The 16188-nt window shown below is 64.4% G+C and carries 14 protein-coding genes and 2 riboswitches; of the genes, 9 read left to right on the top strand and 5 right to left on the bottom strand.

All coding sequences use genetic code 11. From position 1 onward, the window contains the following. Positions 1–101 precede the first annotated feature (101 nt). Positions 102–312: riboswitch (cobalamin riboswitch) on the bottom strand. Between the two features lie 50 nt (positions 313–362). The 4 genes from nrdF to nrdH are packed head-to-tail and all read right to left on the bottom strand — an operon-like array spanning position 363 to position 4152. Further along, a complete protein-coding gene (gene nrdF, locus RVY76_RS00065; RefSeq protein WP_317374941.1) occupies positions 363–1337 on the bottom strand; it encodes a class 1b ribonucleoside-diphosphate reductase subunit beta in 975 nt (324 codons plus the stop codon). A 31-nt stretch (positions 1338–1368) separates the two neighbouring features. Beyond that, the gene (gene nrdE / locus RVY76_RS00070; protein WP_317374942.1) at positions 1369–3516 is read right to left on the bottom strand and encodes a class 1b ribonucleoside-diphosphate reductase subunit alpha; all 2148 of its coding nucleotides are present in this window, start codon (positions 3514–3516) and stop codon (positions 1369–1371) included. Then, positions 3498–3911 (bottom strand): class Ib ribonucleoside-diphosphate reductase assembly flavoprotein NrdI, encoded by a 414-nt coding sequence (gene nrdI, locus RVY76_RS00075; protein ID WP_317374944.1) that lies wholly within the window; start codon positions 3909–3911, stop codon positions 3498–3500. The genes nrdE and nrdI overlap by 19 nt, the downstream gene beginning before the upstream one ends. 19 nt (positions 3912–3930) lie before the next feature. Further along, complete coding sequence (gene nrdH / locus RVY76_RS00080; protein ID WP_317374945.1) at positions 3931–4152, bottom strand: glutaredoxin-like protein NrdH; 222 nt, start codon at positions 4150–4152, stop codon at positions 3931–3933. A 102-nt stretch (positions 4153–4254) separates the two neighbouring features. After that, positions 4255–4445, bottom strand: a riboswitch (cobalamin riboswitch). A 168-nt stretch (positions 4446–4613) separates the two neighbouring features. Between nrdH and RVY76_RS00085 the strand changes: the two genes are divergently transcribed. The 4 genes from RVY76_RS00085 to RVY76_RS00100 all read left to right on the top strand — a co-directional run bounded on the left by RVY76_RS00085 (position 4614) and on the right by RVY76_RS00100 (position 9992). After that, positions 4614–5573, top strand: coding sequence for a TAXI family TRAP transporter solute-binding subunit (locus tag RVY76_RS00085; RefSeq protein WP_317374946.1), 960 nt, complete (start codon positions 4614–4616; stop codon positions 5571–5573). Continuing rightward, a complete protein-coding gene (locus RVY76_RS00090; RefSeq protein WP_317374947.1) occupies positions 5570–6028 on the top strand; it encodes a DUF1850 domain-containing protein in 459 nt (152 codons plus the stop codon). Before RVY76_RS00085 ends, RVY76_RS00090 begins: the two co-directional genes overlap by 4 nt. After that, positions 6025–8025 carry a TRAP transporter permease gene (locus RVY76_RS00095; RefSeq protein WP_317374949.1) on the top strand — a complete coding sequence of 667 codons (2001 nt, stop codon included), beginning with the start codon at positions 6025–6027 and terminating at the stop codon, positions 8023–8025. The genes RVY76_RS00090 and RVY76_RS00095 overlap by 4 nt, the downstream gene beginning before the upstream one ends. A gap of 191 nt (positions 8026–8216) precedes the next feature. Beyond that, positions 8217–9992, top strand: coding sequence for an SLC13 family permease (locus RVY76_RS00100; protein WP_317374951.1), 1776 nt, complete (start codon positions 8217–8219; stop codon positions 9990–9992). Positions 9993–10013: 21 nt separating this feature from the next. Here the strand turns inward: RVY76_RS00100 and RVY76_RS00105 are convergent, their stop codons facing one another. Next, positions 10014–10916, bottom strand: coding sequence for a MurR/RpiR family transcriptional regulator (locus RVY76_RS00105; RefSeq protein ID WP_317374953.1), 903 nt, complete (start codon positions 10914–10916; stop codon positions 10014–10016). 84 nt (positions 10917–11000) lie between these two features. Here RVY76_RS00105 and RVY76_RS00110 point away from each other — a divergent pair, with 84 nt between their 5' ends. From RVY76_RS00110 to RVY76_RS00130, 5 genes are read left to right on the top strand one after another with little or no spacing between them, the layout of a single operon-like run. Beyond that, entirely contained in the window at positions 11001–11777 is a 777-nt protein-coding gene (locus tag RVY76_RS00110; protein ID WP_317374955.1) for an N-formylglutamate amidohydrolase, read from the top strand. Next, positions 11765–12352: a TRAP transporter small permease subunit gene (locus tag RVY76_RS00115; RefSeq protein WP_317374956.1), complete on the top strand. Its 588-nt coding sequence runs from the start codon at positions 11765–11767 to the stop codon at positions 12350–12352. The genes RVY76_RS00110 and RVY76_RS00115 overlap by 13 nt, the downstream gene beginning before the upstream one ends. Further along, positions 12349–13677 carry a TRAP transporter large permease subunit gene (locus RVY76_RS00120; RefSeq protein WP_317374957.1) on the top strand — a complete coding sequence of 443 codons (1329 nt, stop codon included), beginning with the start codon at positions 12349–12351 and terminating at the stop codon, positions 13675–13677. The genes RVY76_RS00115 and RVY76_RS00120 overlap by 4 nt, the downstream gene beginning before the upstream one ends. A 53-nt stretch (positions 13678–13730) precedes the next feature. Next, positions 13731–14768 carry a TRAP transporter substrate-binding protein gene (locus RVY76_RS00125; protein WP_317374958.1) on the top strand — a complete coding sequence of 346 codons (1038 nt, stop codon included), beginning with the start codon at positions 13731–13733 and terminating at the stop codon, positions 14766–14768. 55 nt (positions 14769–14823) lie between these two features. Continuing rightward, a complete protein-coding gene (locus RVY76_RS00130) occupies positions 14824–16188 on the top strand; it encodes a glutamine synthetase family protein (protein WP_317374959.1) in 1365 nt (454 codons plus the stop codon).

The following is a 16188-nucleotide window of genomic DNA, read 5'->3' on the forward strand; positions in this document are numbered from 1 at the left end:
TGCGCCCTCCGCGCGAATGGGGCGGGGGATATCGGCCACGGGCACGGTTCAGGGACGTCGTCGTCCATGCGATCGGCTCCTCGTCCGGGACTCCCCGCCCGGGTTGGTTTCGAACGGATGGCAGGTCTCCTGACTTGCGGGTCTTGGCTTTCCCGAACCTTCCCGCGCCCGGGGGCGCAGTGGTCATTTCGGGGTCGCTCGCCGCTTACAGTTGCGGGGGCAGTCGCGGAATTGGGCCGAAGCCCGCACCGCATTCCCTTTTCAGGCAGGTCCGGTTTCCCGGTCCTGCGCACCATCCGTCGTTAGTATGACGCCGCCATCCGGGTCGCGAAAGGAGAAATCGCGAACGCCGCGGCAGAATCTCAGAAGTCCCAGTCCTCGTCCTCGGTCGCGACGGACTTGCCGATCACATAGGACGAGCCGGACCCCGAGAAGAAATCGTGGTTCTCGTCGGAATTGGGCGACAGAGCCGACAGGATCGCGGGGTTCACGTCCGTCACCGTGTCGGGAAAGAGTGCCTCGTAACCGAGATTCATCAACGCCTTGTTGGCATTGTAGTGCAGGAATCGCTTCACGTCCTCGCTGAGGCCCACGCCGTCGTAGAGGCTCTCGGTGTAACGCTCCTCGATCTCGTAGAGCTCGAAAAGCAGCGAAAAGGCATAATCCTTGATCTCGGCCTGACGGGCCGCATCGACACGCTCGAGCCCGCGCTGGAACTTGTAGCCGATATAGTAGCCGTGCACCGCCTCGTCGCGGATGATGAGCCGGATGAGATCGGCCGTGTTGGTTAGCTTCGCGCGGCTCGACCAGTACATCGGCAGGTAGAAGCCGGAATAGAACAGGAAGCTTTCGAGGAAGGTCGAGGCGATCTTGGTCTTCAGCGGATCGCCGCCCGGCGCGTAATCTTCGAGGACCTTCGACGCCTTCGCCTGCAGATGCGGGTCTTCCTCGGCCCAGCGGAACGCCTGGTCGATCTCTTCGGTCGAGCAGAGCGTCGAGAAGATCGAGGAATATGACTTGGCGTGAACCGATTCCATGAATGCGATGTTGGCGAGCACCGCTTCCTCGTGCGGGGTCGTTGCGTCGCGCATGAGTGCGGGCGCGCCGACGCTCGCCTGCACCGTATCGAGCAGCGTCAGTCCGGTAAAGACGCGGATCGTCAGCGCGCGTTCGGCCTCGGTCAGCGTGGCCCAGCTCGGCACGTCGTTCGAGAGAGGCACCTTCTCGGGCAGCCAGAAATTGGCGGTCAGACGGTTCCAGACCTCGAGGTCCTTGTCGTCCTCGACGCGGTTCCAGTTGATCGCGCGGGCGGCGGGGCGGTGGGCGAAATCCTTCATGGGCTTTCCTCTGCTGTTCGGTTCCGGGCGATCAGAGCGTGCAGGACACGCAGCCCTGCACCTCGGTCCCCTCAAGCGCCATCTGGCGCAGCCGCACGTAGTAGATCGTCTTGATCCCCTTGCGCCATGCGTAGATCTGCGCCCGGTTGATGTCACGGGTCGTCGCCGTGTCGCGGAAGAAGAGGGTGAGGCTGAGCCCCTGGTCCACATGCTCAGTCGCGGCGGCATAGACGTCGATGATTGCCTTCGGCCCGATCTCGTAGGCGTCGCGGTAATATTCGAGGTTGTCGTTGTTCATGAAGGGGGCGGGATAGTAGACGCGGCCGATCTTGCCTTCCTTGCGGATCTCGATCTTGGAAGCGATCGGGTGGATCGAGGAGGTGGCGTTGTTGATGTAGCTGATCGAGCCGGTAGGCGGCACCGCCTGGAGGTTGCGGTTATAGAGCCCGTCCGCGATCACCGCGTCCCGCAGCCGTGCCCAATCCTCGCGCGTGGGCAGTGCGATGCCGGACGCCTCGAAGAGCGCGCGGGTGCCGTCGGTGTCGGGAAGCCAGTCGCGTTCGACGTACTTGTCGAAGAACGACCCGTCGGCATAACGCGACGCCTCGAAGCCGCGGAAGCTCTGTTTGCGTTCGCGTGCGATGGCGTTCGACGCGTCCAGCGCATGATAGAGAACGGCGGCGAAATAGACGGACGTGAAGTCGAGCGCCTCGGGGCTGTCGTAATGGATCCGCTCGCGCGCGAGATAGCCGTGCAGGTTCATCTGCCCCAGGCCGATTGCGTGGCTTTCGTCGTTGCCGCGCCTGACCGAGGGCACGCTGTCGATCGACGACATGTCGCTCACCGCCGTGAGCGCGCGCACCGCGACGCCGACCGACGCCGCGAGATCTCCGCCATCCATGGCCTTCGCGATGTTCATCGAGCCCAGATTGCACGAGATGTCCGTGCCGAGCCTGCGGTAGCCCAGATCCTCGTCGAACTCGGACGCCTCGTTCACCTGCAGGATCTCGGAGCAGAGATTCGACATGCTGATCCGGCCGGCGACCGGATTGGCGCGGTTCACCGTGTCCTCGAACATGATGTAGGGATAGCCGCTTTCGAACTGGATCTCGGCCACGATCTCGAAGAAGCGCCGTGCGCGGATCTTCTTCTTGGCGATGCGGTCGTCATCGACCATCTCGCGGTATTTCTCGGTCACCGAGATCTCCGAGAAGGCCTTGCCGTAGACACGCTCCACATCGTGGGGCGAGAAGAGGTACATCTCCTCGTCGCGCTTGGCGAGTTCGAAGGTCACGTCGGGGATCACGACGCCGAGCGACAGCGTCTTGATGCGGATCTTCTCGTCCGCGTTCTCGCGCTTGGTGTCGAGGAAGCGCAGGATGTCGGGATGGTGGGCGTTGAGATAGACCGCGCCCGCGCCCTGCCGCGCCCCGAGCTGGTTGGCGTAGGAAAAGCTGTCCTCGAGCAGCTTCATCACCGGGATTATGCCCGAGGACTGGTTCTCGATGCCCTTGATGGGGGCACCGTGCTCGCGGATGTTGGTGAGCATCAGAGCCACGCCGCCGCCGCGCTTCGAAAGCTGCAGCGACGAGTTGATCGCCCGGCCGATGCTTTCCATGTTGTCCTCGACCCGGAGCAGGAAGCATGAGATCAGCTCGCCGCGCTGCGCCTTGCCGGCATTGAGGAATGTGGGTGTCGCGGGCTGGAACCGGCCCGTCACGATCTCGTCCATCAGCCGCATGGCAAGATCCTCGTCGCCCTGGGCGAGCGCGAGCGCGACCATCACCACGCGATCTTCGAACCGCTCGAGATAGCGCTGACCGTCGCGGGTCTTGAGCGTGTAGGACGTGTAATACTTGAACGCGCCGAGGAAAGTCGGAAAGCGGAACTTGCGCGCATAGGCCGCGTCCCAGATCCGATGCAGGAACTCGCGCGGATACTGGTCGAGCACTGCGGCTTCGTAATAGCCCTCCTCCACGAGGTAGCCGAGCTTTTCGTCGAGCGAGTGGAAGAAGACCGTGTTGCGGTTCACGTGGGTCAGGAAGTAGTGCCGCGCCGCCTGGCGGTCGGCGTCGAAGCGGATATGCCCCGCCTCGTCGTAGAGGTTCAGCATCGCGTTGAGCGCGTGATAGTCGCGGGTCGCCTCGCCGCCTTTGGTCTTCAGGCCGTCGTCGAGCATTCCATACTCCAGAGTTTCTCGAGCCCGTCGCGAACGCGGGCGATGTCGGTTCGCGTGCCCGCGAGCTCGAAACGATGGAGCACGGGCACGTTGCATTTCCGCGAGATCACCTCGCCGGCCAGCGCGAAGGTCGCGCCGAAATTGCGGTTGCCTCCGGCGATCACGCCCCTGAGCAGTGCACGACGGGACGGATCGTTGAGGAACCGGATGACCTGTTTCGGAACCGCGCCGCGCCCCTCGCCATCCGCGAAGGTCGGGCAGACCAGCACGAACGGCCCTGCGGGGCACGGCTGATCCTCGCCCGCGATCGGGATGCGCCGCGCGGGCAGTCCGAGCCCTTCGACGAAGCGCGCCGTGTTGCCCGAACGCGAGGAGAAGTAGACGAGCTCCGTCATCGGGGGCGGCCAGACGGCCTCAGGCCAGGCGGCCGATCAGGTCTGGCCGGAAGCCTGCCCAATGTTCCTCTCCGGCCACGACGACCGGTGCCTGCCGGTAGCCGAGGCCGGCCACGTGGGCGAAGGCAGCCTCGTCCTCGGTCAGATCGATCACTTCGTAATCGAGACCCCGCGCGGCGAGCGCACGGGTGGTCGCGGTGCATTGCACGCAAGCCGGCTTGGAATAGACGGTAATGGTCATGGAGCAGTCCTCTCGTTCTGTCGGGCCGGAAACACGAGGGACGGCACGGCGGGCCCGAAGGATCGCCGACCGGCATGCGCGTTCCGAGGCCCTCCGCCTTCGGTTGTCGTCTCGTGCCTTGGCAGGTCTCCTGGCTCGCGGGTCGCAGCGTCGGCCGGCCTTCCCGGAGCTCGCGCTCCAGTGGTTTTTCCAGCTTTGCTCGCCGCTTACAGTTGCGGGGGCAGCGCCGGCATCACACCGGCTTCCCTTTTGGCCCGAACCGGGATTCGGGCACCAAAGCGTCCTCATATGGTGTCACACGGCACGGCGGTGTCAATATCTAGTTCGCCCTTCCATGCCGGTGTCGTGCCAATTTTTAGGTTGCCACGATGCGGGGTGCGTGGGGGGACTGGCTCAGGATTGGTGTTTGACAGGGGTCGAGGCCCGGATAGGATCAAACCCGTACATCCAGGGAGGTAACGATGTCCAAGATTTTCGCAGCCGCTTTCGTGGCGGCCTTGGCCGCGGGGCCGGCCATGGCGCAATCCCAGCTGTCGATAGCGACCGGCGGAACCGGTGGTGTCTATTATCCGATGGGTGGCGGCCTCGCCGAACTCATCAACCGGCATGTCGAGGGGGCGAGCGCCACGGCCGAGGTGACGGGCGCATCTGTCGAGAACATGGGCCTCATCGCCACGGGTGACGCTGATCTGGCGATCGCGCTCGCCGATACGGTGGAGCAGGGCTATACCGGTACCGGCCGCTTCGAGGGGCAGGAACTGCCGATGGTCCGCGCCATCGCCTCGCTCTATGCCAACATGGTGCAGATCGTGACGCCCGCCGGATCCGACATCGAATCGCTTTCCGATCTCGCCGGCAAGCGCGTCAGCGTGGGCGCGCCCGGCTCGGGGACCGAGGTCAATGCGATGACCCTGCTCGAGGCGAACGGGATGTCCTTCGACGATTTCGACGCGCAGCGCCTGAATTTCAACGAAACGGCGGATGCCATCGCGAACGGCGATATCGACGCGGGCTTCTGGAGTGTCGGCGCACCGACCTCGTCGATCCTGAACCTCGCCACCACCAACGACATCCGGATGATTCCCCTGTCGGAGGACGAGGTCGCGGCCGCCCAGGAAGCGGATCCGACCTTCACCTCGCTGACATTGCCTGCCGACATGTACGACGGTGTCGATCAGGACGTCTCCACGATCGGGGTGCCGAACGTCCTCGTGACGTCGTCCGAGATGGACGAGGAAATGGCCTACCAGATCACGAAGGCGATGTTCGACAACATCTCCGAGCTTCGCGCCGTGCATCCGGCCGCCGAGGAGACGACCGTCGAGTTCACGATGTCGGCGACGCCGGTCCCGCTCCATCCAGGTGCGATCCGCTATTTTGAGGAAACCGGAGCCGACATCCCGGACGAGCTGCGTCCGTGAGAGCGACCCTCGTGGCAGGAGGGCTGAGTGCCCTCCTGGCCATGCCGGCGGCGGGAGCCGACCTTACGGCGCGGCTGCCCGACGGGACCGAGATCGCGCGCCTGGAAATTGCCGACGGCGGGGAATGGTGCGTCCTCTGGAACCACTCCGTGCAGGGATTCGAGGTCGAGGATTGCTACGAGAATCGGGGTGGACGCATGGTTCTCGTCCGCTCGCATCAGCCCGATTTCGCGGCCGGTCTCGGACATGTGCCCGGGCGGGGACGACAGGTCTCGGACGGTGACGGTGGGTACTTGATACTCGGGATCGACGAACCCGTACCTGGTGATGCCTACGTGCTCAGACCCGGTGACATGCGCGTCGATCACCGCCTGAAGGCGGGAGAAAAGGTGGTCTCGCTTTCTTCCGCCGCGCCGCATGAGCGGGTGCGGATCGCACTGGAGCCCGCATCATGACATTGCCGCCCTCGCGCGATCCCGAGGCGAAACCGGTCAAGCCGTTCCCGGTCCTGCGGGTCATCACGGTCGTCGGGATCGCCCTGTCGCTTTTCCAGCTCTATGCGGCAGGGATCCAGCCGCTTGGGCTCTTCTACCAGCGTCCGATCCATCTGGGTTTCGTGCTGGTCCTCTGCTTTCTCATCTATCCCATTACCGGCGAGCGGCCGCGCGGCTGGATTGGTTGGTCGATCGACGGGCCGCTCGTGCTCGGGGGCGTACTGGTCGGCTATTGGGTGCCCGCCAACATCGACGCGATCGCCAACGCGATCTTTCCGCGCACACAGGACGTGGCCGTGGGCGTCATCACCACGCTTCTCGTGCTCGAGGCGTCGCGTCGCTGCATCGGTGCCGCGATCACCGTGATCGGCACGGTCTTCATCATCTATGCCTTTGCGGGCAATCGCGGCGAACTGCCGTTCCTTGCCGACTGGATGCCGGGCATCCTCAACCATCGCGGCTATACGTTGGATAGGCTGGCAAGCCAGCTGACCCTCGGGGCGGAAGGGATCTACGGCATCCCGCTGGGCGTGGCCGCGACCTTCATCTTCATCTTCGTCCTCTTCGGCGCGTTTCTCGAGGTTACGGGCGCGGGCAAGTTCTTCATCGACCTTGCCTATGCCACCACCGGGCGGCAGAGGGGCGGACCCGCCAAGGCCGCCGTGATCGCCTCGGCCGGGATGGGCTCTATATCGGGTTCGGCCATCGCCAACGTCGTGACCACGGGGGCTTTCACCATCCCGCTGATGAAGCGGCTGGGCTATCGACCGGCACAGGCGGGCGGGATCGAGGCGGCGGCCTCGACTGGCGGGCAGATCATGCCGCCCCTGATGGGGGCGGGCGCGTTCCTCATCAGCGAATTCACGCGAACCCCCTATATCGACATCGTCATGATCTCGATCTTCCCCGCGTTCCTCTATTTCGGGGCGGTATATCTTCTGGTTCATATCGCCGCGGTGAAGCAAGGGCTTGTGGGGCTGCCAGCCTCCGAGCTTCCCAAGGTGCGCGACGTGCTGCTCGAAGGCTGGCATTTCCTACTGCCCCTCATAGTGCTCATCTGGCTCCTGGTTCTCGGCTATTCGCCCATGCGCGTCGGCTACTACGCGATTCTCGCGGTCATGGCCTCGGCCGCCTTAAAAGGGATCTGGGGCTACGCGACGGGTGGTCCGACCCTCGAGGGCGGTATCGCGCTTGTCCGGACGGGCATCGCGAAGACGCTCGAGGCGCTGGAGCTCGGCGCGCGCAACGCGGTCGCCGTCTCGATCGCCTGCGCGCTTGCGGGGATCATCGTGGGGGTCGTCGGGTTGACCGGGCTCGGGCTCAAATTCTCGTCGATGATGCTGGCCTTTTCGGGCGGCAACCTGCTGCTCGCGCTTTTGCTCGTGGTGATCGCGAGCCTGATCCTCGGAATGGGGCTGCCGGTGACGGCGGCCTATATCGTGCTGATCGTCCTCATCGGCCCCGCCCTGACCGAACAGTTCGGCATCCCGCTTCTCGTCGCGCATCTCGTGGTGTTCTGGTGGAGCCAGGATTCAAACGTCACCCCGCCTGTCGCGTTGGCGGGCTTCGCCGGTGCCGCGATCGCCAATGCCCCGCCGATGGAGACGTCGGTGCAGGCGTGGAAATACGCCAAGGGCCTCTACCTCGTGCCGCTCTTCATGATCTTCAACGAGCCGATCATCGTCGGCGGACCGATCCCCCTGGTCCTCTGGAACGGTCTCATAGCGATCCTGGCGCTCACCGCCTTCGCGGCCGTCCTTGAAGGGTTCCTCCTGGCACCGGTCCCGATCTGGCAGCGGATCGTGCTTGCGGTGGCGGTGGTCTGCGTGTTCTGGCCCAGCATTGCGGTCGAGGCTGCCGGTGCGGCGGCGATCGCGGTATTCTTCTGGATGAACCACGTCGCAAGCCGAAAGTGGGCAGGGAGCATGCCGGAACAGGCAGCCGAAAGGGGGCGGTAGGAACACCCGACGCCGTAATCGTGGACTTGAGGGTGCAGCATTGCCCGCGGCCCCGACCGAAGATCCACACCCGAACGGCCTCGCGAGGCGCGGAATTCCGTTGCCTTCGCGGATGCATTTTCGTTTAAGGCGAGGCTGCATCATGTCTTGGGCGGGATCGCGGACCGGCCCTCCGTACTGGGAACGCGTCCATGGCTCTCGATCAGATCTTCGTCCTCGTCCTGCTCGTCGTCGTCTTCGTGAGCTTCGTGAAGGAGATCTTCCCGCCCGAGCTGACCGCGCTCGGGGCGTCGGCGGCGTTGCTCGCGACCGGCACGATCGAGACCGGGGATTTCCTGACCGTCTTCAGCTCCTCCGCACCGATCACCATCGCAATGATGTTCATCATTTCGGCGGCACTCGAACGCACGGGCGTTCTCGCCATTCTCGGTGCGTGGCTGAAGCAGCAGGCGCACGGATCTTTCCTGCGCGCCATGCTGCTGATGATGGGAGGCACGATGGCGGCCTCGGCCTTCATGAACAATACGCCCGTGGTGATCCTGCTGACCCCGATCATGATCTCCGTCGCCTCGTCGGTGGGCGTCGCGCCCTCGCGATTGCTGATCCCGCTCAGCTTCTCGGCCATCTTCGGGGGCACTCTGACCCTGGTCGGAACGTCGACCAACATCCTGATGAGCGGGGTCGCGCGCGATACCGGCCAGCCGCCGATCTCGATGTTCGAGATGACGTTGCCCGGCCTCGTCTTCGCGACGATCGGGGTGCTCTACATGGTCTTCGCGGGCCGCTTCCTGCTGCCAGACCGGGCCTCGCTCAGCAGTATCCTGGGGCAGGAGGGCAAGCGCCGCTTCATGGCGCGACTGCTCATCCCGAACGGGTCGGGCTATGTCGGCAAGAAGCTTTCCGAGCTGCCCTTCGATGCGTCCGAGACGCGCGTGCTTGACGTCGTTCGCGGCGAATTGTCGATGCGGCGCACGATGCACGAGCTGACACTCCGGGCGGGTGACCGTGTCGTGGTCAAGACCGGAACCGGCGAGTTGCTGAGCCTGCGGGAGGATGGACAGGTCGCCTTCCGCGATACCGATGACCGCAACCTCGAACCGGTAACCGCGGACCAGACGGTCACGATGGAGGCGAGCGTCGGTCCCAACTCGCATCTGCGCGGCCGCCCGATCCGCGACCTGAAGCTCCGCCGCAAATACGGCGTTTACCTGATGGCCGTTCACCGTGCGGACCAGAACATCTCGCTCGACCTGCCCGATCTGCGTCTGCAGTTCGCCGATACGCTGCTGCTCGAGGGCGCGCCCGAAGGGGTCCAGCGGTTGATGGAGGATGGCGGGATCATCAACCTCACCGCACCGTCGGAACGAGCCACGCGTCGCTCGAAGGCCCCGGTCGCCATCGCGACCATCCTGGGCGTCATGGTGCTCGCCGCGTTCGACGTCATGCCTATCGCCGGGCTCGCAGTCATCGGTGCCGTCATCGTCATGATGGCCCGCTGCGTCGATCCCGAAGAGGCTTTCGACGCGATCGACTGGCGCATCCTCTTCTTGATTTTCGGGATGCTGGGCCTGTCGATGGGTATGGAGCAAACCGGCGCGGCCGAGATGATCGTCTCGTCGGTGGTAGGGGCCGTCGGGGGGGTCGGGCCGATCGCCATCCTCGCGGCCGTCTATGTGCTGACGAGCATCCTGACCGAGATGGTTTCCAACAATGCCGTCGCGGTGCTGGTCGGGCCCATCGTCATCTCGCTGGCGATCCAGCTGGGTTACGATCCGCGGCCCTTCATCATGGCGGTGATGTTCGCGGCCTCGGCCAGCTTCGCGACGCCGATTGGCTACCAGACCAACACCTTCGTCTATGGTGCGGGGGGCTACAAGTTCGCCGATTTCGTGAAGGTCGGCCTGCCGCTCAACATCATCTTCGCGGTGGTCGCAGTCGTGGTCATACCGATTTTCTTCCCGTTCTGATCGACGTGGGGCTCGTCCTTCTCAGGTGAACTTCCGAAACAGCTTGGTCCGATCGAAGAATTCCTCGAGCGTCTCCATACGCTCTCGCGTCCCGTCCCAATCCGCGTTCTCGACCGCCGCGATCAGGGTCTCGACCAGCAGCAGTGTCGCGACGCTCGAATCCCAGGCCGAGGGCACGACCGAGCGCGTCGAAAGCGTGATCGTGGCGAGCCGGTGGACGGGCGATCGCCACTGATCGGTGAAGAGGACGATCCGCGCGCCCTTGTCATGGGCGATCTGAGCCAGATGCAGGGTGTTGGTCTCGTAGCGGCGCATGTCGAATATGCAGAAGACGTCGCCCTCGCCCACGTCGAGCAGGTAATGCGGCCAGGTGTTCGAGGTCGTCTGGATGTGCGTGACGGCCGGCCGGACGACCTGCATGTGGAGATAGAGATATTCGGCGAGGACATGCGTGATCCGGCCTCCGACGATGTGGATGCGTGCGTCCCGATCGGCGATCATCCGCGCCGCCGCGTCGAACCGTTCGGGATCGATATCCGACAGCGTCGTGCGGATGTTCTCGATCACCGCCTCGGTAAAGCGGTTGAGCATGTGGCCCGACGGGGCCGCGCCCGCCCAGGTGTCGTGCCGAGCAATCGGCGTCTTCATCTTGGCCTTGAGCTCCTCCCGGAGCTCTGCCTGGAATTCGGGGTAGCCGCCATAACCGAGCTTCTGGACCATCCGCGCCACTGTCGGCACCGACACGCCCGCATTCTCGGCAAGGGTGGCGAGAGGCCCGAGTCCAGAGACGGGGTAATCGTCGAGGATCGATTGCGCCAATTGACGCTCGGCCCGGGTGAGCGTGTCGAATCGCTGCTGGATCCGGTCCGCGATGGTTGGTGCTTCGTCCGACAGAATGCCTGTTCCTTGTTCGAATATTATCACCGCCTTCCACGGTGATATACAGATTTCACAATTCTGTTGACTTAGGCGCGTGTCGGCAACCAGTTTGATCCGGAGGGAGATCGAATGAGCGAGCCGCAGCGCATTGAGAACGAACCTGTCGTCGAGGTGGTAAACCCCGCGGCGCGGTCGGCCGTGGTCCTGGTCTGCGAGCATGCGTCGAACGTCGTTCCCGCCGAACTCGGGGGGCTGGGGCTCGATGCGGCTACGCTCGAAAGCCACATCGCCTGGGATCCGGGCGCGATGGCGGTGGCGCGCGGGCTGGCCGAGAAGCTCGACGCGGTACTCGTCGCAGGCCGCGTCTCGCGCCTCGTCTACGATTGCAACCGCCCGCCGGGCGCGCCGGGGGCTATCGTGGAACGGAGCGAAGATATCGCCGTTCCGGGCAATCACGACCTTGATCCTGACACCCGCGCTGCCCGAGTTGCGGGTTATTACGAGCCGTTCCGCGAGAGGCTCGCACGAGTGATCGGCGGGGTGGGGAATCCTGTGGTTGTCACCATCCACAGCTTCACGCCGATCTTCATGGGGCAACCCCGCGCGGTCGAGATCGGGATACTCCACGACGTGGATACGCGGCTCGCCGACGCCATGCTCGACGTGGCCCGGGCGCATACCGATCTCCTCGTCTGCCGCAACGCGCCCTACGGCCCCGAGGATGGCGTGACGCATACGCTGCGCGAACACGGGATCGCCCACGGCCACCCGAACGTCATGATCGAGATCCGGAACGACCTGATCGCGGGACCGGAAGCGCAGGCGCGGATGGCCGGCACGCTCGCCGCGTGGATCCAGCAGGCCCTTCGGGACATGGGCAGGTGGGGCATTCGATGCACGGGATGATGCGCGGCTATGTGCGCGGCATCGAGGCCGTCAACCACGTCATCGGGCGGATCGTCATGTGGGGGATCTTCGCGCTGATGGGCGTTCTCTTCTATTCGATCTGGTCCAAGGCCTTCTCGCTTCCTGCGCTCTGGACGCTCGAAATGGCGCAATTCGTGATGGTCGCCTATTACGTGCTTGGCGGGGCCTATTCGATGCAAACCGGCGCGCATGTGCGGATGGACCTGCTCTATGGCGATTGGTCGCCGAGGCGGAAGGCTTGGGCCGACCTCTTCACGATCTGGCTTCTCATCTTCTATCTCTGCGTGCTGATCTACGGCGGCGTCGCCTCGGCGGCCTATTCGCTGGGCTATTGGGGGCAGACGCCGTTCGGCTTCTTCGCGGGCCTCGCCACCGGGTCGGAGGAGATCGGCACGATGGAGCGGTCCTCATCGGCCTGGCGGCCCTATCTCTGGCCGATCAAGGGCGTGATGGTACTGGGCTTCACGCTGATGCTCCTGCAATGCGTGGCCGAGTTCTTCCGCAGCGTCCTCGTCCTCAGGAACGACCCGATGCCGGAACGGATCCCCGCATGAGCTACGAGTTGATCGCCGCGCTCATGTTCTCGACCATGATGCTGATGCTGCTGACCGGTCAAAGGGTCTTCGGTGCGATCGGCTTCGTGGCGGTGGTCGCGGCGCTGCTGCTCTGGGGGGATCGCGGCGGCTACGATCTGGGCTTCTCGGCCGCGATCAGCCTGATGAACTGGTACCCGCTGCTGACGCTGCCGATGTTCATCTTCATGGGCTACATCCTGTCGGAATCGCGCATCGCCGACGACCTCTACCGGATGTTCCACGTGTGGATGGGGGGGCTGCGTGGCGGACTCGCCATCGGGACAATCGGGCTGATGGTACTCGTTTCGGCCATGAACGGTCTGTCGGTCGCGGGCATGGCGATCGGGGCGACCATCGCGCTGCCCGAGCTTCTGCGCCGCAACTACGACAAGCTGATGGTGACTGGGGTCATTCAGGCGGGATCCTCGCTCGGCATCCTCGTGCCGCCTTCGGTCGTGCTCGTTCTCTATGCGATGATCGCACGTCAGCCGGTCGGTCAGCTCTGGCTTGCGGGCGCGGTGCCAGGGCTTCTGATGGCCGCGCTCTTCGTGGCCTATATCGCGATCCGCTGCCGGCTGAATCCGTCGCTCGGCCCCACGATCGACCGGGCCGATCTCGAAAGCATTTCGCGTGGCGAGAAATACCGGCTGCTGCTTGCGGGGCTCCTGCCGCTCGGAATCTTCTTCGTCATGATGATACCCTTCGTCAACGGCTGGACCTCGCTGGTCGAAAGCTCGGCTGTGGGGGCGATCGCGGCGTTCCTCGCGGCCGTCCTGCGCCGTCGGATGACGTGGCGCGTGCTCGAGACGACGGTGCGCCAGACGCTCGGCATCACCTGCATGTTCATGTGGATCATCCTCGCCGCGCTCGCCTTCGGGTCGGTCTTCGACGGGCTGGGCGCGGTCAAGGCGATCGAAGGTCTCTTCACCGAAGAATGGGGCCTGAACCCTTGGGTCATCCTGATCCTGATGCAGCTCTCGTTCATCGTGATGGGCACGTTCCTCGACGATACCGCGATGCTGGTGATCGTTGCCCCGCTCTACGTGCCGCTGGTGGGTGCGATGGGCTTCGACCTCGTGTGGTATGGGATCCTCTACACGATCACATGCCAGATCGCCTATATGACGCCGCCCTTCGGCTACAATCTCTTCCTCATGCGCGCGATGGCCCCGCCCGAAATCTCGTTGCGCGATATCTATCGGTCCATCGTGCCTTTCGTGGGGGTGATGGTGGTCGCGCTCGCGCTCGTGATGGCATTCCCGGAAATCGCCCTCTGGCTGCCCGGCGTCGTCTACGGAAACTGACATACCAGGGCCGGATCAACCGGCCGCATTCCCAACCCGACAAGGAGAGTATCATGACAACCAGACGCAAGTTCCTCCAGACCGCCGCGATCGCGGGGCCCGCGACGATGGCCGCGCCAGCCATCCTCCACGCGCAGGAGCCCATCCGCTGGCGGTTCCAGACCTATGCCGGCGCGGCCCTGGCCGAGCATGTGACCAAGCCCGTCATCGACCACATCAACGCGAACGCCAACGGCGAGCTCGAGATCGAGCTCTACTTCGCCGATCAGATCGTTCCCACCGGCGAGCTTTTCCAGGCGCTTCAGCGCGGCACGATCGACGGCGTGCATTCCGACGACGACAGCATGGCCTCGCCCACGCCCCTGCGACAGCTCGGAGGCTATTTCCCCTTCGCGACCAAGAGCATTCTCGACGTGCCAGTGCTCTTCAACCAGTACGGCCTCGCCGATATCTGGCGCGAGGAATACCGCAAGGTCGGTGCCGAATGGCTTTCGGCGGCGGGGCAGGACCCCTGCAACTTCAATACCACGCGAGAGATCACCAGCGTCGGCGATCTCGACGGTCTGCGGCTCTATACCTTCCCGACGGCAGGCCGGTTCCTGTCGCAATTCGGCGTCGTGCCCGTCAACATCCCCTACGAGGATGCCGAGGTCGCGGTCCAGACAGGCGAGCTTGACGGGATGTCGTGGTCGGGCATCACCGAGGATTACGCTGTCGGCTGGGCGGACGTGACGGATTACTTCCTGACCAACAACATCTCGGGGGCGTGGATCGGGTCGTTCTTCGTCAACCAGCAGCGCTGGGCCGACCTTCCCGAGCATCTGAAATCCGTCGTGATGGCGGGGATCGAGGCGGGCCACAATTATCGCAACCAGTGGTACTGGGGCGGCGAGGCGCGGCTGAGGGCCAACGGCGACAAGCTGGAGCTGCGTTCGGTGCCGGCCGAGGAATGGCGTCAGCTCGAGGAGGCCGCGGTCGAATTCTGGGCCGAGATTGCCGAGGAGGGCGAGGTCCAGTCCCGCGTCATCGACATCTTCCGCCAATACAACGACGTCATCAACGCCGCCGGCGAACCCTACACGTTCGGCTGAGACATATCCGGGCGGCCCCGTCGCGGGGTCGTCCTCAACGACAAGGAGCCGACAGATGCCCGGCACGCTCCCCTTCGAGGATCTCGAAAAAGCCGTCGACGAGGGCCGGATCGACACCGTGCTCGTCTGCATGGTCGACATGCAGGGCCGCCTCGTCGGCAAGCGGTTCCACGCGCGGGCCTTCATCGAGGGTGCGCACCGGGAAACGCATTGCTGCAATTACCTGCTCGCCACGGATCTCGAGATGGCGACGCCCGACGGCTTCAAGGCGACCAGCTGGGAAGGCGGGTACGGCGACTACACGATGAAGCCCGACCTCTCGACGTTGCGGCCCGTGCCCTGGCTCGAGGGGACGGCGATGGTGCTCTGCGACGTACTCGACCATCACGGGCATCATCCGGTCGCCCACTCGCCCCGTGCGATGCTCGCCAGACAGGTCGCCCGCCTTGAGGAGCGTGGCCTTACACCTATGATGGCGACCGAGCTGGAGTTCTTCCTTTTCCGCCACAGCCTCGACGAGATCCGCGCGCGGGATTTCCGCGATCTCGAGCCGATCAGCGCCTATAACGAGGATTACCACATCTTCCAGACCACCAAGGAAGAGGACCTGATGCGCCCGCTGCGCAACCACCTCTTTGCCGCCGGCCTGCCGATCGAGGGCACCAAGGGCGAGGCTGAAACGGGCCAGGAAGAGCTTAACATCCGCTACGCGCCGGCGATGGATTGCGCCGATCACCACACGATCGCGAAGCATGCGGTCAAGGAGATCGCGTGGCAGCATGGCCGCGCGGCGAGTTTCCTGCCGAAATGGCACCGCGACAAGGTCGGAAGCTCCAGCCACGTGCATCAGTCGCTCATGAAGGACGGCGCGCCGGCCTTCCACGACCCCGATGACGAACTGGGCATGTCGAAACTCATGCGGCACTACATGGCCGGGCTCATCGCCCATGCGCCGGACTATACCTATTTCCTGGCGCCTTACGTGAACAGCTACAAGCGCTTCGCAAAGGGGACCTTCGCGCCGACCAAGATGGTCTGGTCGGTCGACAACCGCACCGCGGCCTTCCGGCTCTGCGGAGACGGCACGAAGGGCGTGCGCGTCGAATGCCGCATCGGAGGATCCGACATGAACCCCTATCTCGCGCAGGCCGCGATGCTCGCTGCGGGTCTCGACGGGATCGAGAAGGAGATGGTGCTCGCCGATCCGGTCCGGGGCGATGCCTACAAGCGCGGCGAGGCGCGGGACATTCCCCGCACCCTGGCCGCGGCGACCGAAAGCTTGCGCAATTCCGAGTTCCTTCGCACCGCGATGGGCGACGACGTGATCGATCATTATACTCGCGCCGCCGAATGGGAGCAGGAGGAGTTCGACGCCGTCGTCACCGACTGGGAAATCGCTCGCGGATTCGAAAGGGCCTGA

Origin of the sequence: Palleronia sp. LCG004 (genome assembly GCF_032931615.1) — a bacterium.
GTDB lineage: Bacteria > Pseudomonadota > Alphaproteobacteria > Rhodobacterales > Rhodobacteraceae > Palleronia.

Bases quoted from the DNA above. Each gene is read 5' to 3' on its own strand.
- RVY76_RS00085 (WP_317374946.1), top strand. From the start codon at position 4,614: ATGTCCAAGATTTTCGCAGCCGCTTTCGTGGCGGCCTTGGCCGCGGGG.
- nrdE (WP_317374942.1), bottom strand. From the start codon at position 3,516: ATGCTCGACGACGGCCTGAAGACCAAAGGCGGCGAGGCGACCCGCGAC.
- RVY76_RS00120 (WP_317374957.1), top strand. From the start codon at position 12,349: ATGAGCTACGAGTTGATCGCCGCGCTCATGTTCTCGACCATGATGCTG.
- nrdH (WP_317374945.1), bottom strand. From the start codon at position 4,152: ATGACCATTACCGTCTATTCCAAGCCGGCTTGCGTGCAATGCACCGCG.
- RVY76_RS00125 (WP_317374958.1), top strand. From the start codon at position 13,731: ATGACAACCAGACGCAAGTTCCTCCAGACCGCCGCGATCGCGGGGCCC.
- nrdF (WP_317374941.1), bottom strand. From the start codon at position 1,337: ATGAAGGATTTCGCCCACCGCCCCGCCGCCCGCGCGATCAACTGGAAC.
- RVY76_RS00110 (WP_317374955.1), top strand. From the start codon at position 11,001: ATGAGCGAGCCGCAGCGCATTGAGAACGAACCTGTCGTCGAGGTGGTA.
- RVY76_RS00130 (WP_317374959.1), top strand. From the start codon at position 14,824: ATGCCCGGCACGCTCCCCTTCGAGGATCTCGAAAAAGCCGTCGACGAG.
- nrdI (WP_317374944.1), bottom strand. From the start codon at position 3,911: ATGACGGAGCTCGTCTACTTCTCCTCGCGTTCGGGCAACACGGCGCGC.
- RVY76_RS00100 (WP_317374951.1), top strand. From the start codon at position 8,217: ATGGCTCTCGATCAGATCTTCGTCCTCGTCCTGCTCGTCGTCGTCTTC.
- RVY76_RS00115 (WP_317374956.1), top strand. From the start codon at position 11,765: ATGCACGGGATGATGCGCGGCTATGTGCGCGGCATCGAGGCCGTCAAC.
- RVY76_RS00095 (WP_317374949.1), top strand. From the start codon at position 6,025: ATGACATTGCCGCCCTCGCGCGATCCCGAGGCGAAACCGGTCAAGCCG.